Here is a 19,866-nt window from a genome sequence, read left to right as displayed (position 1 = left end):
ACCCCAGCAGGACACCAAACTTCAATTTCACCGCTTCCATAATGCGTCATTTACCCCTGTACTTGTTGCTGTTGAGCCTGCTAGCCAGCTGTGGCACCAGAGAAGAGTCTGCTAAAACGGAAACTGCTGCAGCCACCACCGTAGCGGCTGCCGAAGCCGCCGTGGCCGACCGTGTTACGCTGTCTGCCGCCGAGCAACGGGCCGGCAGCATTCGACTCGGCAGCCTCGTGGAGCGGCCCATGAGCGGCGGCGTGAAGGTGAACGGCGTGCTCGACGTGCCCCCGGAAAATCTGGTGTCGGTGAGTGCGCCGCTGGGCGGAATCGTGGACCGCACCACGCTGCTGCAGGGCACAAAGGTGCGCGCCGGGCAGGTGCTGGCCGTTATCCGCAACCCCGATTTCGTGCAGCTACAGCAGGACTATCTGGAATCGCGCAGCCAACTCACGTTTGCCCAGGCCGAGTACGAGCGCCAGGCCGAGCTATACCGGCAGGAAGTAGCCCCCCAGAAAAACTACCAGCGCGCCCAGGCCGAGTACGAGGCGCTGCAGATTAAGACCAATGCCCAGGCCGCCCGGCTGCGGCTGGCCGGTTTGCCCCGTGGCGGTGCTATTGTGAGCACCACCGCGCTCCGGGCCCCGGCCGGCGGCTTCGTGAAGGCCGTGAATGTGAGCGTGGGTCAGAGTGTGACGCCCACCGACGTGCTGTTCGAAATCGTGGACCCCGAGCACCTGCATGTGGAGCTGATGGTGTTCGAAAAAGACATTCCGCAGGTGAAAGAAGGCCAGCTGGTGCGCTTCTCGCTCGGCAATGACTCGGTGGGCCGGGAGCGCACGGCCCACGTCTACCTCATCAGCAAAACCATCAGCGACGAGCGCACCGTGCGCGTGCACGGCCACCTCGACCGCGAAGACGAGCAGCTGCTGCCAGGCACCTTCGTGCGGGCCGTCATCGAAACCAACCGCCTCACCGTGCCTACGCTGCCCGAAAAGGCCGTGGTGCAGTTCGGCGGGCTTGCCTACGTATTTGTGGCTGAAAGTGCTGCCACTCAAACCAGTTCCGTCACCTACCGCCTGGTGCCCGTGACCCGGGGCGTGAGCGAAGACGGCTACACCGAAGTGCGTCTGCCCGCCGCCGAAGCCGGCAAACCCCTGCGCTTTGTCGTAGAAGGGGCGTACTCCTTATTGAGCAAGCTCAAAAACGCCGAGGAGGAAGAGTAAGCCTTGCTGGCACTGCCTTTTTCACAGTCGTCCCCTACTCCTTATCCTGTCGATTCTACAGCCGCGGTTGGTGTTTTTTCTGGCTGGTCTCGGCGCAATTGAGTTTGCTGCGTTTGGCAAAACCTACGCCGTGTACGGCGGCATTTTTATCCTCATATCCATTGCCTGGGCCTGGTAGTTCGACGGCTTCCGACCCGACTGGTTCGACGGCATCAGCGGGGCCATCTGTTTCGTGGGCATCGGTGGTGTGGTGTGGTGTGGTGTGGTGTGGTGTGGTGTGGTGTGGTGTGGTGTGGTGTGGTGTGGTGTGGTGTGGTGTGGTGGCCCCGGCCCCGGCCCCGGCCCTGAACGAGTAGAAACGGTAGCCTGTTTACCAGCCGCTGCCGTTAGGGATAAGTGGCTTTAGTGCTGCTTCCCGCTTTCATTGTCTTGCGCTGCTTCTCATGCCAAACCCGACATCTGCCAACACCAACGAGGAGTTGAATACCGCCAAACAGGTGCGGCCCGAAAACGTGGGTGCCCTGAGTCGCGCACAGCTCACGTCCGGGGCGGCGGCTTCGCCGGAAGGGCACGACGTGCCCGGCCACGACCACAGCGCCCACGACGACCACGAAGGTCATGACCATGGCCCGCCCGGCACTCGCCCCTACCTCGCGCCGGCCCTCAGTCTGGGGCTGCTGCTGGCCGGCCTGGCGCTGGACTATTACGCTACTGTTTTCTTTACGGGCTCCGTTCGGCTGCTTTGGTACGGGCTGGCAGTGGGGCTGGTGGGCTGGAAAGTGATGAAAGCCGCCGTGCTCAGCATTCCCAGCGGCAACGTGTTCAACGAATTTCTGCTCATGAGCCTGGCCACGTTCGGAGCATTTGCCCTGGGCGAGTACCCCGAGGGCGTGGCCGTAATGCTGTTCTACACCGTGGGCGAGCTGTTTCAGGACGCGGCCGTGAACCGGGCCAAGCGCAGCATTCGGGCCCTGCTCGAAATTCAGGCCACCGAGGTAATCGTGGTGCGCGGCTACCAAAGGCTGGTACTCGACCCCAAAGCCGTGCAGCTGGGCGATACCATCGAGGTGCGACCCGGCGAAAAAGTGGCCCTCGACGGCACCCTCACCACCGGCCCAGCCAGCTTCAACACCGCCGCCCTCACCGGCGAATCTGTTCCCCAAACCAAGCAAACCGGCGACGTGGTGCTGGCTGGCATGATAAACCAGGAAGCACTGGTGCAAGTGCTGGTAACGGCCACGTACCAAGACACCAAGCTGGCCAAAATTCTGACCCTGGTGCAGCATGCGGTGGGCCGCAAGGCCAAAACCCAGCAGTTTATTACTCGGTTTGCCCGCGTATACACGCCCATCGTGATGGCGCTGGCGGTGCTGCTGGTCCTGGTGCCGTTGCTCGTAGTCGACGACTACGTGTTTCGCACTTGGCTGTACCGGGCGCTGGTGTTCCTGGTCATTTCCTGCCCCTGCGCGCTGGTTATCAGCATCCCGCTGGGCTACTTCGGCGGCATCGGGGCGGCTTCGCGGGCGGGCATCCTGTTCAAGGGCTCCAATTTTTTGGATGTGCTGCGCGAAATCGACACCGTGGTGCTGGACAAAACCGGCACGCTCACCCAGGGCGTGTTTGCCGTGCGGCAGGTGTAGCCCGCCCCCGCCACCGAAGCCGCCCAGCTGCTCCGGCTGGTGGGCGCGCTCGAAACTAAATCCACGCACCCCATTGCCAGGGCCGTGGTGCTGCACGTGGGCGCGGCGGCGGCCGGCGTCCCCGTCGACAACGTGGAAGAAATAGCCGGCCACGGCCTGCGCGGCCAGGTCGACGGCCGCGCCGTGCTGGCCGGTAACACCAAGCTGCTCACCAGATTCGGCGTACCCTACCCGCCGGAAGTTGACCAGGTGGCCGATAGTATCGTGGTGGCGGCCATCGACGGGAAGTACGCCGGCTACCTCACCGTAGCCGACGCCCCTAAGCAAGACGCGGGCCGGACCGTGCAGGAGCTGCGGGCCGACGGTATCACCAAAATAATCATGCTCTCGGGCGACAAAGACAGTACCACTCAGCGCGTGGCCAACGAGCTAGGAATCGACGAGGCGCACGGGGACTTGCTGCCCGAAGACAAGGCCCGCTACGTGCAGCACTACAAGGACGCGGGTCGCAAGTTGGCCTTCGTGGGCGACGGCGTGAACGACGCGCCCGTGGTGGCCCTGGCCGACGTGGGCATTGCCATGGGCGGCCTGGGCGCCGACGCCACCATCGAAACCGCCGACGTCGTTATCCAAACCGACCACCCGAGCAAGATTGCCACCGCCCGCCGCATTGCGCGCGCCACGCACTCGGTGGTTTGGCAAAATATCTGGCTGGCATTTGTGGTGAAGGGCGTGGTGCTGGCCCTCGGGGCTGGCGGCTTGGCCACGATGTGGGAGGCGGTATTTGCCGACGTAGGCGTGGCCCTGCTGGCCATTCTCAACGCTGTGCGCATCCAGCAGATGAAATTCTGAGCCGAGCGATAGGCTGAATTTTTACTACCCCGCAGCCTGATACAGAACATTTTTTTTCAACCACAGCGATGCTCGCCAGGAAACCAAAGCGCGGCTGGCGTTGGTAAAACGACTACCTTTGCGGGCCTGTTTCACCGCTTCTGGCCGCTTGCTGGTTCCGTGCTATGGGTTTCAAAACACCACCCCCACGGAACATAGCAGAACGGGCCGCAAGCGTCTGCGGCCGGCCCCGACCCAGTGTTATGGCTCGTCGCTAGTGGTCAAGTAACAAAACAAAAGTGTCCTTTTGCCCGGAATTACCGGTTGTTGGAGGCACGCTGTATATGGAAACCAAAAAAGTTGCCTTTTACACGCTGGGCTGTAAGCTCAACTTCTCCGAAACGTCGGCTATCGGCCGCCAGTTTGAGGAGCGCGGCTTTCACAAAGTTGCCTTCGAGGACGCGGCCGATATTTACGTTATCAATACCTGCTCCGTCACCGACCACGCCGACCGCAAGTGCCGCAAGGTGGTAAAAGAGGCCCTGAAGCATAACCCCGAGGCTTTCGTGACCATCGTGGGCTGCTACGCGCAGCTCAAGCCCCAGGAAATTGCCGACATCCCGGGTGTCCACGCCGTGCTGGGTGCCGCCGAAAAATTTCAGCTGGTCGATATTCTGGCCGGCTTCGAAAAACCCGCGCCCGGTCAGCCCGGCCAGGTCTACGCCTCTCCTATTGCCGCCGCCACCGAGTTTCACGCCGCCCACTCCTACGGCGACCGCACCCGTACGTTTCTTAAGGTGCAGGATGGCTGCGACTATTCCTGCTCGTTTTGCACCATTCCGCTGGCCCGGGGCAAAAGCCGCTCCGGCAGCGTGCAGAGCGTGGTGGAGCGCGTACAGAAGCTCGCCGAAACCGGCGTTAAGGAAATCGTGCTGACGGGCGTCAACCTCGGCGACTTCGGCTTGCAAGGCCCCGAGCGGGAGCGGCAGGAAGATTTCTACGGCCTGGTACAGGCCCTGGATACAGTCGAGGGCATCGAGCGGTTTCGCATTTCATCCTGCGAGCCCAACCTGCTCACCGACGAAATTATTCGCTTCGTAGCTCGCTCGCAGCGCTTCATGCCCCACTTTCACATTCCGCTGCAAAGCGGCTCCGATAAGATTCTGGGCCTGATGCGCCGCCGCTACCGCCGCGCCCTCTACGCCGAGCGCGTAGCACTGATTAAAGAAGTAATGCCCCATGCCTGCATCGGGGTGGATGTCATCGTGGGCTTTCCCGGTGAAACGGAGGCTGATTTTCTGGAAACCTACCAGTTTCTAAACGAATTGGATATCAGCTACCTGCACGTTTTTCCGTATTCGGAGCGCGAGAATACCCTGGCCCCCACGCTGCCCGGCCGCGTGCAGGACCGCCACCGCCACGACCGGACGACGCAGCTACGGAGCCTTTCGGAAAAGAAGAAGCGGTTCTTCTACGAACAGCACCTCGCTACGGCAGCTCAGGTGTTATTCGAAGACGACGTGACGAATGGCCAGATGGAAGGCTTCACGCCCAACTATATCCGGGTGGTAGCCAAATATGATCCACTGTTAGTAGGTGAGGTAAAGCATCTGCGCTTGGCAGCTGTCAACTCGCAAAACGTTATGGAGGCCGAAGAAATTGGCGTGGATATTTTTCATCACTGATATCCCTTGGGGTTTCCACAACATATAAAAAGGCCTGTCAATTGATTTGACAGGCCTTTTTATATACCCAAATGAGAAATATATTATTTAAACATTTGTTGCTTCATCAGATCCATCATTTGTTGCATCATCCGTTGCTGCTCCTGCAAATGCTGGTTGCGCAGCTCAGCCATTGCCAGTTGATGCGCCATCTGCTGCGTGTATAGCGCAGTCTGCCAACTGGTATCAGCTGGTGCGGCGGCCACGCTTGCGACGGCAACCACAGCCGGCGACGGCTCGGCACTGATGGGGGCAGCAGCAGCGGCTGTACTAGGAGGAACAGGCTGAGCAGGCACAGTATCTGGCCTGGTTTCAGCTTCGATGGCATCCTGAGCCATTATTTTATCGGGTGTCTGCGGTAGCTCTTTTGGTACGGGCGAAGCACTGGCTGCTACCGGCAGCGGAGCCTTAGTAGCTGTTGAAGCCGCAACAGGGCTAGCGCTCTGCATTGGCCGGCTCCGATGCGTAGCTTGGTCAGCACCGGTGGCAACCGCCGGGTCGGTGGCAAGCATAGGGCCAACGCCTTGAAGAACCCAAGTCTTTGATACATTTGGGTATACCTCAAATACCTTACACAAAAGGTCAAATCCGGGTTTATTACGCTCATCCACAATGTGCTGAATAACCGTCGCCGTCTTTTCCAGAGAGGTGGCAAAGGCATTCTTACTTATACCCAAATGAGATATAAGCTCACTAAACCGCTCTCCTACTGTTGTTGAGACTTCCATATACCCAAATGATTTTCATGATACCGAAAAGCAAATATACACCCAAATGTTTAACAACGATTATTCATTTCCCCTTTGCCAGCTAGGCGGTTATGGACAGTAAGAAAAAAGAATGTTCTGGTCGAGCAAGGCGAGACATCTCGCGTGCTGACGTATGAGTAGTAATTCAACGACCACGCGCGAGATGCTTCGCTACGCGCCGCATGGCGTTCTTTTTCCCTACTATCCACACACCGGTAAAGCATGGTAAGGCCAGTAGTATAGCGCGCTTGCGTAAATGACTTATTCGATTCTTCGCCGTGGTGCTCCTACCCTACTTCTCTTTCCTCTCCCGACCATAGCAAACCTCATCCACCTATCATATCTGAAGGGATGAACAGGTCGGCGGCAGCTATTGTAGCTGAACGATTTTATCAGGCTGTTGCTACGGTTGACGAATACTTCGTCAGGCAGTTGGTTAGGCCGAGTCCAATTCATTCCGCCTCAACTGGGCTCGCCACGCATCAGTGTGTTGGGCCAGCATATCCACTTCACTTAACTCGGCGCAACGGCGGCCAAACTACAGCGACACCTCTCGGCGCACGAGTTCCAGCAGTTGCGGATACTAGTGCGCTTTAGGCAGTTGCTACAGCACAGTGCGCGCTAGCTCCGGATACAGGGGAGAGCCGGCGGCGGCAGTACCCAAGCCCGCCAAGTCGTGCCGTACGAGTAGCTCGACCAGTGCCGTAAACGCAGATCCAAACCGCTGCTCCGCCTCGTACACGTCTGGAATCTGGGCGTACAGGAACTGCCGCCGCTGCTGCGCCAAGAGCTCCTGACGCAGCTGAGTTTCATCGGAGCGCCGCTGGGAGTTGCCGTTTACGGCCCGGCTTAGCAAGGATACTAAAACGAAAAACCGAACATACTACTGGGCTTATGTGCGCTGAAGACCCGCCCGTTTGCGGCAGTTATTACTCGTAGCGCAAGGACTCAATCGGGTCGAGGCCGGCGGCTTTGCTGGCCGGGTAGTAGCCCGAGGCCAGGCCCACGGCAATGCAGATAGCCAGGCCCATCGTCATCCAGAACCACGGCACGAGGAAAGCTCCTTCCCCAATAAAGAGGGAAATAGAGTTGCCCATCGTGACACCCAGCACGATTCCCAGCAGGCCACCGAGCACGCATATTACGATGGCCTCGATCAGGAACTGCTGCCGAATCTGGCGGGAGGTAGCCCCCAAAGCCTTGCGAATACCGATTTCGCGGGTGCGCTCCGTCACCGACACCATCATGATATTCATCAGGGCAATGCTGGCCCCGAGCAAAGTGATGAAGCCCACCAGGCCGCCGCCCATGCGCAGATTACCCGACAGCGAATCGAGCTTGCCGGCCAACGAGTCGCTGCGCTCCACCTCGAAGCTGTCTTGCTGCGCCAGCTGGTCGTGGCGCACGGCGCGCATGATGCCGGTGGCCTGGCCCGTGAGGTAGGTTAGGTTTTCGGGGTCCAGCGTCGCGGTTTTAATGTCGTAGGTCAGGGCCCGCTGCCGGGGCATCTGGTTGCCGGTTTCCAGCGGAATCAGCACCATACGGTCGGCCCCGCCGCCGCCCATGGTGCTGCCGCTCTTCTCCAGCTCGCCCACCACCTGAAACCGACGACCCAGCAGGTAGATATACCGGTCGACGGGGCTTTGGTTGGGAAACAGCTTGTCGGTAATTTCCTTGCCCACAATGGCCACATTGGTACCATTGTCCAGTTCGATCGACGAAAAAGCCCGGCCCCGGGAGAGGTTATAATTCTGAATCTGAAGGTAGTTCTCGTCGCCCGCCACCACGTTCATATTGGGGTTGGTTTTCTGACCTTCGGCCTTCACTTCGGCGGCTCCGGCAATGTAGGCCGAAATGCCCACCTGCCCTTCGTCCCCCAACTGCTCCTTGTACTGCTTGGCTTGCAGGTAGGTAATGGCCGGGTAGGTTTTGCCCTGCACGCCGCCGCGCCGGACGCGGTTGGTGTAGCCCTTGGCTTTCATCTCGAACGAATTGGCACCCAAGCTGGCAAATGTCTGATTCAGCGAGTACTTGATGGCGTCGATGGCCGTCAGAATGCCAACCAGCGACATGATGCCGATGCTCACGATCAGGGCCGTAAGAACGGTACGCAGCAGATTACTGTGAATGGAGCGGAAAGCCTCCTTGATGTTTTCGAGCAGGTGCATAGCAGCGACAATAATCGTCCGGGCGAAGCGGCTAAAAATGGTTTAATCGAGCGCAAACGCTGATTTGGCCTCAATAGCTGGTTTCGCAAGGTAACCGCTTTCCGGCAAACTCCGGCCTGTTTCGCTACATTTGTTTAGGCCTGTTTGCCCAACCTGGCAACCCCGACGGAATTCTGCGGGTCTGTTTGTTGTACGGTTATTTTACCTTCCCCCCTGACTTAGCAGAACCCGATGGTGCTGAAGCGAATTCTGCCTCTTTTGCTGCTGGTTGCGGCGTGGCTCGGCGGCCCGGCCGTGGCGTGGGCCAACCATGTTTTTATTCCCATGGACCAGGTGCAGAAAGAGCATCTGAAGGCCTACGGCATAGCCTACTGGCTGCTGGCCCGGCAGGTAGAAGTCGACTGGCTGCTGAACTACCGGGGCGGCAGCTTTGCCTGCGAAAACGCCCAGGGGCTGGAAAATGAGCTGGCCGTGCGGGGCATCACCTACCAGGTGATTTCGGAAGCGCAGTACGGCAGCATTCTGGCCGAAATAGCCGAGCCCAACGCCAACATGGACATCATGAAGCTGGAGAAGGCCCCCAAAATTGCGGTGTACACGCCCAAGGGCAAGCAGCCCTGGGACGATGCCGTGACGCTGGTGCTGAGCTACGCCGAAATTCCTTATACCGAAATCTACGACGACGACGTGCTCAACGGCGTGCTGCCCAAGTACGACTGGCTGCACCTGCACCACGAGGATTTTACGGGCGAATACGGCAAGTTTTATGCCTCCTACCGCAACCGCCCCTGGTACCAGCAGCAGCAGCGCGACGCCGAAGCGGCTGCCAAGCGGCATAATTTCGCAAAGGTGAGCCAGATGAAAGGTGCGGTGGTGACTAAGATGCAGGAGTTCATTGCCGGCGGCGGCTTTCAGTTCGCTATGTGCTCGGCCACCGACACCTACGATATTGCCCTGGCTGGCCTGGGCCTGGATATGGTGGAAAGCATGTACGACGGCGACCCGGCCGACCCTACTGCCCAATCCAAGCTCAACTTCAACCGCACCCTGGCCTTTAAGGACTTCCAGATCGTGCGCGACCCGTACCAGTATGAGTACTCCAACATCGATATGCAGCCCGGCGAGCGGGGCGTGTACGAGGACAACGACTATTTCCAGCTCTTCACCTTCTCGGCTAAGTATGACCCCGTACCGACCATGCTCACCCAGAACCACGAGAAGACGGTGAAAGGCTTCATGGGTCAAACCACGGCGTTTCGCAAGCAGCTCATCAAGTCGGATGTGGTGATGATGGGCGATAATAAGGCCTCGGGCGAAGTACGCTACATGCACGGCACGCTGGGCAAAGGCACCTGGACGTTCTATAGCGGCCACGACCCGGAGGACTACCAACACCTGGTGGAAGAGGAGCCGACCGACCTGTCGCTGCACCCCAACTCGCCCGGCTACCGGCTGATTCTGAACAACATACTGTTTCCAGCAGCCAAGAAGAAAAAGCAAAAAACCTGAGTTGGCCCGGCCTTTTTCTTTCATCTTTATCTTGTCCTATTTCGTGTCAGCTTGCTTGGCGCGAAACGGGTTTTCCTCTGCTTATTACGTAACTCTCTGCTTATCTGATGGTCTTTTTATCCTCTCCCCGTATTATCATACTGCTTACGGCCGTCACTCTGCTGCTCACCCCCTTCGGCTGTATGAAGAAGTCGGACCCCACCCCCACGCCGCCAGCGGTGGCCACCACCGGCTCCCTGGAAGGCACCGTGCTTCCGGCCACGGCCCTTACGAAGGTAACAGCAACTTCCAGCGGCGGGCTCATGTTTCCAGTCCTGCCTGACGCCACCACGGGTCTGTTCAACCTCGCCAACCTGGCTCCCGGCCAGTACACGCTGAGCTTCACTGCCGCCCCCGGCTACACGGCCCCGGCCAACCGCACCATTACCATTGTGGCCGGCCAGAAGGCCGGGGCGGGCACCGTCACGGTCAGCTCCGACGGTACCGTCCGCAGCGGCACCATGAGCTGGACCACCGACGGTATCCAATACAGCTCCGGCACCATTACCGGGCAGGTAGATGATGCGGGCCACATTCTGAGCCTCACGGCAGAGGCCAGCAACGGCACCCGGCGCGACCAGTTGAGCCTCACACTTCACCGGAGCTTTTCCGGCAACGGCACCTACCGGTTGGGCGGTACGTACGAAATCGGCCAGCTGGTGCGCCTGGACGGCGGCATCCGCACGGGCGCTTTCCTGGCCGATGGCAGCGGCACCGTTACCATCACCACCTACAGCGTAGCCAACGGCACCATCAGCGGCAGCTTCGGCTTCAATGGCACCGACCCCAGCTCGTATCCGGCCAAGTACGCCACGGTAACCAACGGCACATTTGCCCTACGCTTTTAGGACCCGCCCCGATTGATTGCCTGACCCCTGCCGCTTCGTGCTGGCGGGGGTCAGCATTTTTTCGCCTGTGTTCGGGCCTCGTTACGTATAGTCAGCCATCGTCCGGTTTCTACCTAACGCCTTTCCAATGAACTCCGAACACACGAACTACGGCCTGTCGGCCAGCCAGGAAGAAACCCGCCCGATTGAGGAAATGCGCAACCCGCTGCCCCGCGCCGTGCTGCGACTCAACAACCACGTGCTGCTGGACGGCGAATGGAATTTTGCCCTTGATGCCGACGACAGCGGCCTGCGGGATGGCTGGCACCTGGGCCACAACTACGAGCATAAGGCCCAGTGGCCGGGCTCCATCGAGGCCCACATGGCGCAGGCCAAGGGGCAAAGTCAGCCGTCGGGGTGGCAGGATAAAGTGGTGGCGTGGTACGAGCGGGAGTTTACGCTACCCGAAATCGAAGCGCCGTTGCTGCGCTCCATGTTTCAGCTCACTTTCGGGGCCTGCGGCTACGAAACGCGGGTGTGGCTCAACGGCCGCCAGCTGCGCACGATTGAGGGCGAAGACGTCCATTACGGCGAGTACACGTCATTCTCTTATGAACTGCGGGAAGAAAATCTGCACCTCGTCAATCGGCTTACGGTACGCATCGCCGACACGATGGACGCCGAAACCACCCGTGGCAAGCAGGAGTCGCACATTTATAAGCGCGGCGGCATCTGGTACCAAACCTACACCGGGGCCGTACGCAGCGTGTGGCTCGAAATGGTGGAGCGCAACCGCCTCCGCTCCCGCCTGGGCGTCGATAGCGTGGTGGAAGACCAGCTGGTGCGCTTCAACATCGCCACCCGCATCCACGACCCGGGCCCCTACACGCTGCGTCTGCAGGTGTTTGAGCAGGGCCGCAAAAACGGAGTGCCGCCGCTGTTCAGCTCCGATTTTCCCCTGCGCCTCGAAGCCGGCCAGAAGCAGCAGCGCGTGGTGATGGAAATGCCCGGTGCCCGGCTCTGGTCACCGGAAACCCCGCACCTGTACCAGCTCGTGGCTCAACTCATTGATTCGGATGGCTACGCGGCCCAGATCGAAACCCACTTTGGCCTGCGCAAAATTGAGTCGCGGGGCAAGCATGTATACCTGAACAACAAGCCAACCTACCTCGACGGTATTCTCTACCAGCCCGGCACGGCCACGTACGAGGAAATGCAGCGCCACATGCACGCCATGCTGGCGTTGGGCTGCAACCTGGTGCGGGTACATATTGCCGGTGTCGATCCGCGCATTTATAACCTGGCCGACGAACTGGGCCTGCTGCTGTGGGTGGAAGTGCCGAGTCCGCACACCTCCAGCCCGCGCAGCCGCCAGAACCACCGCGAGGAGCTGCTGCGCATGCTAGCCCTGATTGAGTCGCATCCCTCGGTGGTTATCTGGAGCCTGTACAATGAGGACTGGGGCTGCCAGGATATTGCCACTAACCCCGAAACCCGCCGCTACATCACCGATACCTACCACTACCTGCAGATTGAGCACCCGCAGTTTCTGGTTGTTGACAATGATGGCTGGCAACATATTTCTGCTGAAGGCCGCCTGAAGTCCGACCTACTCACGGCCCACCTCTACACCCCCGACCTTCCCCGCTGGCGCGACCTGCTCGACCGCCTCGTGCAAGGCGAGCTGATTGGCGTAGCTGCCTTCCCGCTAGTTATCGGCGATGCCTTCTTCTACCGGCGTCAGAAACCCCTGATTGTGAGCGAATGGGGCGGCTTTGGCTTTGCCGATTATGGCGGCCCCCAAGCCGGTGAGGAGCGCACCGAGCGTATCCGGCAGTTTAAGCAGGAGCTCCGCTCCCGTCCCATTGCCGGCGACGTATACACGCAGGCCACCAATATTGAGGATGAGCGCAACGGCGTTATCGATCCGCACACCGGAGAACTCTCAGTGCCGGCGGGGCTGCTCAACTCCCGACAGACTCAAGGGCCAGCCTAAGGCAAGTGATTCGGCAAGCCAAAACAGTACTTCACAAACGCGAAAAAGCCTTGCATCTGCCTTTCCAGCAGATGCAAGGCTTTTTTTGAGATTCCAGTGTACCGCCGCTAAGCGCAACAGCGGCTGGTCAGCTACTTGTCGAAATGCACGAACTGACGGGGAAATTCGGGAATCTCCTTGTTGCTGTAGGGGTCCACGTCCAGCGTCAGCTGAATCACGACCGGCTGTCCCTTATTCACCCCATATGCCAGTATCTCATAGGCCATGCCCTTGTCGGTGGGGTAGCCAAACTTGTAGGCTTTGGCGGGCGTATTTTGAATGAAACACGCTACCTCTTGCAAGTCAATTCCTTTCAGCTTTTTCATCCGGTCCTTACTATACTCGGCCGGTCCGCTGCGCAGGTCCCCGTAATTGACGTACATCAGCATGATGTCGAACTCCTCGGAGCGCACCTGGTAAGGCGACACCAGCGTGGCACTGGCCGGCACGGCATACTGCTGACCACAGAAGTCTACTTTGGGCGGGGCAGTCTGGCCAAAAGCCAGTCCCGTCGTCGCAAAAAGCAAAAGCAGCAGGGCGTATAACGCTTTCATATACTGGGGAGTACGACGGTTTGGGCAAAGACTACGCGAGATGCTCATCTTTCGTGCCAACTAATGATTCTGGTTGCTGCTTCACTTAGTGCATGCGGTCGTCGCGCACGGGCAGGTTGGTAATGATGTCACCTTCTATCTTCAACAGCTCCTGCAGCCGCACATCCACCTCCTTTGGGTCGCGATATTCCTTGGCCAGATCTACGTAGCTCACGAAATGGGCGGCTTCCGACACCATCAGCTCGTAATAGAATTTACTGAGGTCGGGGTCAGGAATGTGCTGCCAGAGCAGCTTGAACCGCTCACAGCTCCGGGCCTCAATCAGGGCGCTTACCAGCAGCATGTCCATGAGCTGCCGGTCGCGGTGGTCGCCCCGGCGCACGTGGGTCATGAGCTGCACCACGTAGTCGTCGCGCCGCTGCGGGCCCAGGGCAAAACCGCGCTTGCGCAGCTCCAGCAGCACCCGCTCGAAGTGGGCCCATTCTTCCGCCACCAACGCCGTAAGCTCATCCACAAGACGGGTTTTCTCGGGATACTTCACGATGAGCGAAATGCCGGTACTGGCTGCTTTCTGCTCGCAGTACGCATGGTCGACGAGGATATCCTCAATATTTTTGCTGGCAATATTCACCCACCGCGGGTCGGTATTCAGCTTGAGCTTAAGGATGGTTTTCTCCTTGAATTCCGGTGCTTCCATATCTTATGCACGCCGGGATGGCGCGTAGTTTCCCAGTAACTTAATCAAAAAACTGCCACTTGATACCCAGCTGAAACCGCCGGGGCAGTCCCGTGTACAGAGGCGAGGCGAAGTAGCCATTACCGAAGTCGTAGAGGCCTTGGTTGACGTAAGCCACTTTCAGGAAAACGGACACCGTTTTGATATCGGTAATGACAAACACATCGGCCACGGAATAGTTGCGGGCCGTGAAGCGGTCCTGCAAATAGAATTGCTGGGTGCTGGGGCTATAGTCGTAGGGTTTGAAGCCTGACTGGTAGTAGACCTCAGCCCCGATCTGCCCGAATAACGCCTTCTTGAACAGATAGTTCTGGTAATACACTTTGCCATTGGCCACCAGGCCCGGGATGCGCAGCCCCTGCCCGTCGCCGCCGATGGTACCGGTGGCCTGATTGTCGAAAAAGAACCTACCCACGTTGAAACGGTGGCGTAGCGCCCCAATCAGCAGGGTTTTGGCCGTCGGCAACTGCGCGGGCCGGCCCTCCGTCTTGAAAAACACTTCTACGCCTTTTTCCGCGGAGGAGGAATCCTGCTTGTAATACACCAAGTCGTTGATGTTCACCACGCTGCCGGAAAGCTCCACATACTGCCGGCCCAGCTTCTGGCTGATGCGGCCCGTAATCTGGTTGACGAGCGTATTGCGGAATTTAGTAGATTCTCCCGTGTAGTCCCACCGGTAATGGTTACCGCTGAACTGCTGTTGGGTCAACGTTGGCGCGTAGGAAGAGCTCAGAAACTCCCCGCTCAGGGGGCCCAGCCGGGCCGAGGCGCGCACCCAGTATTCGCTCAGTCCTTTGCCCTCGGGCACGGTTTGCACGGCTAGTATTTCGCCCGCCGTTTCGATGGCCACCAGACTACGGTAGCGGAAACCAGCGGTGCCGCCCAGAAATACCTGGCCGTATTGCGGCGCAGTCGGCAGCGTGGGCCTGATCTGGCCCACACCAGCGGTTTCGTAGTAGCTACGAGCGCTGAGCTTGGCATCCCGGTAGCGGCCGTAGAGGCGGTATTCCACAGCGGGCGTGTGGCCCATTACGCCTATCGTATTTTCCCACTGGCGATACTCAGCCCGGTCGTTGGTCAGCGTGGGGCTCAGCAAGGCGCGCGGGTAAAACTGCAGGCGGTTCGTGAAGGGGTCCGTTATCAGCCGCTCGTCGCTGTATTTGTTGAACTGGCGCTTCCAATCGACAATATGGTAGGCCGTGAGGCCCCGGCCCAGCAGCCGGTAGGTTTGTACCAGGCGCACCTCATCCCGGTCATCCACGTTCAGCGCCTGCGTCAGATTTACCCGCTCCAACGCGTAGTCGAACAGGTTGCGCGTGCGTAGGCCACCAATCGTATCGGCGGGCTGGTAGCGAATACCGCCCTGCTCGGCCGCCCGGTGCCGGGCCGTACTCACGTTGAACAGGCCGTGGTAGCGGTCATTGTTGCTTTGAAAGCGGGCAAACAGCAGCACGTTGGAATGCTCGGCCAGCCCTTCGCGCCCGTTGGTTTGTAGGGCTTTGTTGGAAGCAAACCGTTCGTAGGCCAAGCCAATATTGGTGTTTTTACCAATGCTGCGGGTGTAGGAAAGCTCAAAAACCTGCTCGCCGGCCCCACTCTGAATGAAGCGAAAAAACGTGTAGGGCGAGCGGGTGTCGTAATACGGAATAGTGGCCGAGTTGCGCACGTACTTGTCGAAGGCGTTGCGGCCGAAGCGGGCCCCAAGCGCCAGGTTGGGCTGCCAGAGCAGGTGGCGCGAGGCCGTCCCCACGTTGCCCAGATCCTGCTGAAACGTGCTGTCGTGAAACCAGTAGCGGGCCTGCATCTGGTTGGTCAGGGTGGTATCGATAAGACGGCCTTCATACTGCTCGCGCAGAATATCCTCCTCCCGGATGATGCGGGTCGTTTTCGCCCCGTAGAGCACCTTAGTGGAGTCGTCGAGCACCTGGGCCCGCACGGCGGCCGGGCCCAGCAGAAACAGGCCGAGCACCAGGCCCGGGAAAACACGACTCAGCGGGCGGAAACGAGGCAACGGAAGGAGCAAATCAGACAACAGCGTGGGGCTGAAATAAAGGAGAAAGTAGCTGCCGCAGCTGGGCGGCTCCATCGGCCAGAAACTGAACCTGGATGGGAATATAGAAAATCGGCAAATGGGCAACTACCGACCGGAGCCCAGGCTCCAGCAAGCGGGTAGCATCCTTTTGCGTGGTCAAAACGCACTGTCCCGGCCGTAATTGCGCGGCAACGGCCGAAATATCGGCGGCACTGAACGGATGGTGGTCGGCAAAAGCGGCATGGTGCACGATGCGGTAGCCAGCCTGGGTTAGGTAGTCGCGTAGCGGGCCGGGCTGCGCAATGCCTGTCAGCAGCACAATATCGGCCCCGATACCCGGTTCTTTTCCCCCAATCGATACCGGCTCGCCATAGCTGTAGGTCGAAAACAGCACCGGCACCTGCGGGCGGGCGTAGCGGCGGATGCGGGCCGTAATAGCCGTCTGTTCAGCCGCGTCAAGTTCAGCCGCGCACTTCGTAACGATAACCACATCGGCCCGGTCGGCACCGTGGCGGCTTTCCCGGAGCCGGCCAGCCGGCAGCACATAGTCTTGGTAGAAAGGTCGCTGCTGCTCCGTTAGCAAGATATTCAGGGTGGGCCGCACGCGCCGGTGCTGGTAGGCATCGTCCAGCACCACAGCCATTGGGGCGGGCTGCTGGCCCAGTAGAGTCGTTAGGCCCACGCGTCGGTCTTCGCAGACTGCCACCGGTACCCGACCCTGAAAATCCTGGTAGTGCTGCAGGGGTTCGTCGCCGATGGTGCCCGCCGTAGCCGCCGCATCAGCCCCTACATAGCCCTGGGTGTGACGGCCATAGCCCCGGCTCAGAATAGCGGGCTGCTGCCCGGCCAGCAGCAGCTCCCGCACCACCCAGGCCACGTGCGGCGTTTTGCCGGTGCCGCCCGCCCGCAGGTTCCCAACGCTGATAACAGGCCGTGCAAAAGCCGTTGATTTCTTTATACCACTGTCGTATAGCCAGTTGCGCACGCGCATCACCCTGGCATAGAGCCAGGCAAAGGGCAGCAGCAGAAAAGCGAACGGGTGAGGCATAGCGCGGCGGCGGAAACGCGGAGGCGCAAAAGTACGCCTACTTACGCAAGGCGCGAAACAAAGCCCCCGGCGGCCAGCGGTTCTGCTGTGTCCTTGTTCATTTTCCGGAACAGTTGCCACGCGCCGGGCGCTTGCGTATGCCAGGGCGCTACCTTGCCCGCTATGTCCACCTTCGCCACCCGCCTGCTCCATTTTCTTACTACGTTTCCGCTGCCCCAGGCGCTTCCCGATGAGGCCGTGGCGCTGAGCCCGTACCAGGAAGCCACACCGCTGGCACTACTCACGCGCTTCACGCAGCACTACTATCAGGACAACCGGCCGCGAATCGCGCTGTTGGGCATCAATCCGGGCCGGCTTGGCAACGGCCGCACCGGTGTGGCCTTCACCGACCCCGTGGCGCTGGCCGACAACTGCGGCATTGCCAACGAGCTGCCGCGCCACCGGGAGCTGTCGAGCCGGTTCGTGTATGAAGTCGTAGCGGCCATGGGTGGTCCGGCGGTGTTTTACCAGGATTTCTTTCTGGGCTCCCTCTATCCGCTGGTGCTGCTGCGCCACGGCCGCAACTATAACTACTATGATTCGCCGGACCTGACCAAAGCCCTGGAGCCCGATATCCGGCTTTCGCTGCGGCGGCAGGTGCTGGAAGTAGGCCTGGCGCAGCACACCGCCGTGTGCCTGGGCCGCCGCAACGGCCAGCATCTGCTGCGGCTGAACGCGGAGCTGGGACTATTCGGCCAGATTCACGTGCTCGATCATCCGCGCTACCTGATGCAGTACAAGCAGCGCGAGCTGCCGCAGCACGTGGCCCGCTACGTGGCGGTCCTGAATGAGTGCCGGGCTACTACCATGGCCGCGCACTAACCAGACCTGTATCTTTGCCCCATGCCGACCGTTGCCGACCTTGCCCGCGTTCTTGAAAAAGTCGCCCCCCTCGCCTACCAGGAATCCTACGACAATGCCGGCCTGCAGTGCGGCGACCCGCAAGCCGACGTCACCGGCGTACTCATTGCCCTGGACTGCACCCCGGCGGTAATCGACGAGGCGCTGGCCCGGGGCTGCAACGTGGTGGTAGCCCACCACCCGGTGGTTTTTCGGCCGCTCAAGCGCCTCACCGGGGCCACCGAAGTCGAGCAAACCCTGATAAAAGCCATTAAGCACGATGTGGCCATCTACGCCGCCCACACCAACCTCGACAACGTGCTACCGGGCGTAAACCGCAAGCTGGCCGAAAAGCTGGGGCTAACGAATCTGCGCATTCTGGCTCCCCAGAGCGGCACGCTGGGCAAGCTCATCACCTACGTCCCGACTACGCACGTCGAGGCCGTGCTACAGGCACTCTACCAGGCGGGCGCGGGCCAAGTGGGCGACTATTCCGAGTGCAGCTTCCGGGTAGAAGGTACCGGCACCTTTACGCCCGGCGCGGGCACTGCGCCGTTTATCGGGCGGCGCGGGCAGCCCGAAAGCGTGCGGGAAGAGCGCGTCGAAGTATTGCTGCCCCTGCATCTGCACCAGGCGGCGCTGCGGGCGTTGCGGGCGGCTCACCCCTACGAAGAAGTTGCCTACGAGCTGGTGAAGCTGGAAAACACGCACCAGGATGTGGGAGCCGGTATGCTGGGCGAATTGCCCGAAGCACTGTCGCCAGCCGAATTCCGGCAGCACCTGCGCACGGTGTTGCAGGTGCCCGTCGTGAAGCACACGGCGTTTGCGCGGCCTATCAAGACGGTAGCGCTGTGCGGCGGGGCGGGCAGCTTTCTGATCGGGAATGCCCGTCGGGCCGGGGCCGACGCGTACGTCACGGGCGACTTAAAATACCACGAGTACTTCGGGGCCGAGGGCCAGCTGCTGCTCTGCGACGTGGGCCATTTTGAAAGTGAGCAATTTACCGGGGAAATCTTCCGGGATTTGCTTGCCGCCAACTTTAAAAGTACTTTTGCGGTCTTAATTGCTGAGACTTTCACCAACCCTGTCCGTTATGATTTCTAACCCTTCCACGGAAACCACCGTCGCCAGTAAGCTGGAAGCCCTTCTGAACCTGCAGCGCCTCGACTCGCAGCTTGACGAAATCCGGCGCGTCCGCGGCGACTTGCCCGAAGAAGTGCGCGACCTGGAAGACGAAATTGCCGGCTATGAGGTGCGTGTACATAAGTTTGATGAGGAAATTCAGTCACTGAACGACCAGATCAAGCAGCGCAAGCAAAACGCGAAAGATGCCGACGGCCTCATCAAGAAGTATGAGGACCAGCAGCAGAACGTGCGCAACAACCGCGAGTACGAGGCTATTGCCAAGGAAATCGAGCTGCAGCGCCTGGAAATCCAGATTTCCGAAAAGAAAATCAAGGAAGGTCAGTACCAGATTGAGGTAAAGAACACCGACATTGCCGGCACCAAGCAGCGCCTGGAAGAGCGCAAGAAGGACCTGACCAACAAAAATACCGAGCTGCAAACCATCGTGGGCGAAAGCGAAGCCGATGAGCAAAAGCTGCTCGACGAGCGCGAAGGTGCTCTGAAGCCCATCGAAGACCGCTTGCTGACGGCCTACACCCGCATCCGGGGCAACGTGCGCAACGGGTTGGCCGTGGTAATGGTGAAGCGCGACGCTTGCGGCGGCTGCTTCAACACCGTACCGCCCCAGCGCCAGGCCGATATCATCTCGCACAAGAAAATTATCGTGTGTGAGCACTGCGGCCGGGTGCTGGCCGACGTAGACGTGAAGCCCGTCGTTTAAGTACAACGCTTCGTTCTTCGAACGTAAACCAA

17 protein-coding genes and 1 pseudogene are annotated in these 19,866 nt (G+C 59.8%); 11 read left to right on the top strand and 7 right to left on the bottom strand.

Annotated features, from left to right (window positions below):
- The first annotated feature begins 41 nt into the window (after positions 1-41).
- From E5J99_RS15805 to mtaB, 5 genes and pseudogenes are all read left to right on the top strand, one after another.
- A complete protein-coding gene (locus E5J99_RS15805; RefSeq protein ID WP_167852175.1) occupies positions 42-1,217 on the top strand; it encodes an efflux RND transporter periplasmic adaptor subunit in 1,176 nt (391 codons plus the stop codon).
- 70 nt (positions 1,218-1,287) lie between these two features.
- The gene (locus E5J99_RS22305) at positions 1,288-1,395 is read left to right on the top strand and encodes a YnfA family protein (RefSeq protein WP_167852174.1); all 108 of its coding nucleotides are present in this window, start codon (positions 1,288-1,290) and stop codon (positions 1,393-1,395) included.
- Positions 1,379-1,573 carry a hypothetical protein gene (locus E5J99_RS15795; protein ID WP_135498781.1) on the top strand — a complete coding sequence of 65 codons (195 nt, stop codon included), beginning with the start codon at positions 1,379-1,381 and terminating at the stop codon, positions 1,571-1,573. The genes E5J99_RS22305 and E5J99_RS15795 overlap by 17 nt, the downstream gene beginning before the upstream one ends.
- 87 nt (positions 1,574-1,660) lie before the next feature.
- Positions 1,661-3,709, top strand: a pseudogene (locus E5J99_RS15790) (heavy metal translocating P-type ATPase).
- Positions 3,710-4,032: 323 nt separating this feature from the next.
- Complete coding sequence (gene mtaB / locus E5J99_RS15785; protein WP_135498780.1) at positions 4,033-5,373, top strand: tRNA (N(6)-L-threonylcarbamoyladenosine(37)-C(2))-methylthiotransferase MtaB; 1,341 nt, start codon at positions 4,033-4,035, stop codon at positions 5,371-5,373.
- An 83-nt stretch (positions 5,374-5,456) separates the two neighbouring features.
- Here mtaB and E5J99_RS15780 read toward each other — a convergent pair whose 3' ends face one another.
- From E5J99_RS15780 to E5J99_RS15770, 3 genes are all read right to left on the bottom strand, one after another.
- Positions 5,457-6,140 carry a helix-turn-helix transcriptional regulator gene (locus tag E5J99_RS15780; protein WP_135498779.1) on the bottom strand — a complete coding sequence of 228 codons (684 nt, stop codon included), beginning with the start codon at positions 6,138-6,140 and terminating at the stop codon, positions 5,457-5,459.
- Positions 6,141-6,765: 625 nt separating this feature from the next.
- A complete protein-coding gene (locus E5J99_RS15775) occupies positions 6,766-7,017 on the bottom strand; it encodes a hypothetical protein (protein WP_135498778.1) in 252 nt (83 codons plus the stop codon).
- Between the two features lie 73 nt (positions 7,018-7,090).
- Entirely contained in the window at positions 7,091-8,329 is a 1,239-nt protein-coding gene (locus E5J99_RS15770; protein WP_135498777.1) for an ABC transporter permease, read from the bottom strand.
- A gap of 237 nt (positions 8,330-8,566) precedes the next feature.
- Here E5J99_RS15770 and E5J99_RS15765 point away from each other — a divergent pair, with 237 nt between their 5' ends.
- The 3 genes from E5J99_RS15765 (at position 8,567) to E5J99_RS15755 (ending at position 12,700) form a co-directional block, all read left to right on the top strand.
- Positions 8,567-9,838 (top strand): asparagine synthetase B, encoded by a 1,272-nt coding sequence (locus E5J99_RS15765; protein WP_394345953.1) that lies wholly within the window; start codon positions 8,567-8,569, stop codon positions 9,836-9,838.
- A 182-nt stretch (positions 9,839-10,020) separates the two neighbouring features.
- Entirely contained in the window at positions 10,021-10,725 is a 705-nt protein-coding gene (locus E5J99_RS15760) for a DUF6252 family protein (RefSeq protein ID WP_135498776.1), read from the top strand.
- A gap of 127 nt (positions 10,726-10,852) precedes the next feature.
- Complete coding sequence (locus tag E5J99_RS15755) at positions 10,853-12,700, top strand: glycoside hydrolase family 2 protein (protein WP_135498775.1); 1,848 nt, start codon at positions 10,853-10,855, stop codon at positions 12,698-12,700.
- A 131-nt stretch (positions 12,701-12,831) separates the two neighbouring features.
- On the opposite strand, the gene E5J99_RS15750 is transcribed toward E5J99_RS15755, so the two are convergent.
- The 4 genes from E5J99_RS15750 to lpxK all read right to left on the bottom strand — a co-directional run bounded on the left by E5J99_RS15750 (position 12,832) and on the right by lpxK (position 17,109).
- Positions 12,832-13,293, bottom strand: coding sequence for a hypothetical protein (locus E5J99_RS15750; RefSeq protein ID WP_135498774.1), 462 nt, complete (start codon positions 13,291-13,293; stop codon positions 12,832-12,834).
- Positions 13,294-13,378: 85 nt separating this feature from the next.
- A complete protein-coding gene (gene miaE, locus E5J99_RS15745; protein ID WP_135498773.1) occupies positions 13,379-13,990 on the bottom strand; it encodes a tRNA-(ms[2]io[6]A)-hydroxylase in 612 nt (203 codons plus the stop codon).
- Positions 13,991-14,030: 40 nt separating this feature from the next.
- Positions 14,031-16,040, bottom strand: a complete 2,010-nt coding sequence (locus tag E5J99_RS15740) for a putative porin (RefSeq protein ID WP_167852173.1) — start codon at positions 16,038-16,040, stop codon at positions 14,031-14,033.
- Between the two features lie 13 nt (positions 16,041-16,053).
- Positions 16,054-17,109, bottom strand: coding sequence for a tetraacyldisaccharide 4'-kinase (gene lpxK, locus E5J99_RS15735; protein WP_135498771.1), 1,056 nt, complete (start codon positions 17,107-17,109; stop codon positions 16,054-16,056).
- Positions 17,110-17,271: 162 nt separating this feature from the next.
- Here lpxK and E5J99_RS15730 point away from each other — a divergent pair, with 162 nt between their 5' ends.
- Genes E5J99_RS15730 through E5J99_RS15720 form a run of 3 tightly spaced genes read left to right on the top strand, consistent with a single transcriptional unit; the run spans position 17,272 to position 19,834 of the window.
- The gene (locus E5J99_RS15730; RefSeq protein ID WP_135498770.1) at positions 17,272-17,970 is read left to right on the top strand and encodes a uracil-DNA glycosylase family protein; all 699 of its coding nucleotides are present in this window, start codon (positions 17,272-17,274) and stop codon (positions 17,968-17,970) included.
- Between the two features lie 21 nt (positions 17,971-17,991).
- Entirely contained in the window at positions 17,992-19,092 is a 1,101-nt protein-coding gene (locus E5J99_RS15725; RefSeq protein WP_135498769.1) for a Nif3-like dinuclear metal center hexameric protein, read from the top strand.
- Positions 19,082-19,834, top strand: a complete 753-nt coding sequence (locus tag E5J99_RS15720; protein WP_135498768.1) for a zinc ribbon domain-containing protein — start codon at positions 19,082-19,084, stop codon at positions 19,832-19,834. The genes E5J99_RS15725 and E5J99_RS15720 overlap by 11 nt, the downstream gene beginning before the upstream one ends.
- The last annotated feature ends 32 nt before the right edge of the window (positions 19,835-19,866 follow it).

The sequence above is a fragment of the Hymenobacter elongatus genome (genome assembly GCF_004745955.1).
In the GTDB taxonomy this organism is placed as follows: domain Bacteria; phylum Bacteroidota; class Bacteroidia; order Cytophagales; family Hymenobacteraceae; genus Hymenobacter; species Hymenobacter elongatus.
This window is presented reverse-complemented; position numbering and strand designations above follow the sequence as displayed.

Bases quoted from the DNA above. Each gene is read 5' to 3' on its own strand.
- E5J99_RS15805 (WP_167852175.1), top strand. From the start codon at position 42: ATGCGTCATTTACCCCTGTACTTGTTGCTGTTGAGCCTGCTAGCCAGC.
- mtaB (WP_135498780.1), top strand. From the start codon at position 4,033: ATGGAAACCAAAAAAGTTGCCTTTTACACGCTGGGCTGTAAGCTCAAC.
- E5J99_RS15780 (WP_135498779.1), bottom strand. From the start codon at position 6,140: ATGGAAGTCTCAACAACAGTAGGAGAGCGGTTTAGTGAGCTTATATCT.
- E5J99_RS15770 (WP_135498777.1), bottom strand. From the start codon at position 8,329: ATGCACCTGCTCGAAAACATCAAGGAGGCTTTCCGCTCCATTCACAGT.
- E5J99_RS15760 (WP_135498776.1), top strand. From the start codon at position 10,021: ATGAAGAAGTCGGACCCCACCCCCACGCCGCCAGCGGTGGCCACCACC.
- E5J99_RS15755 (WP_135498775.1), top strand. From the start codon at position 10,853: ATGAACTCCGAACACACGAACTACGGCCTGTCGGCCAGCCAGGAAGAA.
- E5J99_RS15750 (WP_135498774.1), bottom strand. From the start codon at position 13,293: ATGAAAGCGTTATACGCCCTGCTGCTTTTGCTTTTTGCGACGACGGGA.
- miaE (WP_135498773.1), bottom strand. From the start codon at position 13,990: ATGGAAGCACCGGAATTCAAGGAGAAAACCATCCTTAAGCTCAAGCTG.
- lpxK (WP_135498771.1), bottom strand. From the start codon at position 17,109: ATGCCTCACCCGTTCGCTTTTCTGCTGCTGCCCTTTGCCTGGCTCTAT.
- E5J99_RS15730 (WP_135498770.1), top strand. From the start codon at position 17,272: ATGTCCACCTTCGCCACCCGCCTGCTCCATTTTCTTACTACGTTTCCG.
- E5J99_RS15725 (WP_135498769.1), top strand. From the start codon at position 17,992: ATGCCGACCGTTGCCGACCTTGCCCGCGTTCTTGAAAAAGTCGCCCCC.
- E5J99_RS15720 (WP_135498768.1), top strand. From the start codon at position 19,082: ATGATTTCTAACCCTTCCACGGAAACCACCGTCGCCAGTAAGCTGGAA.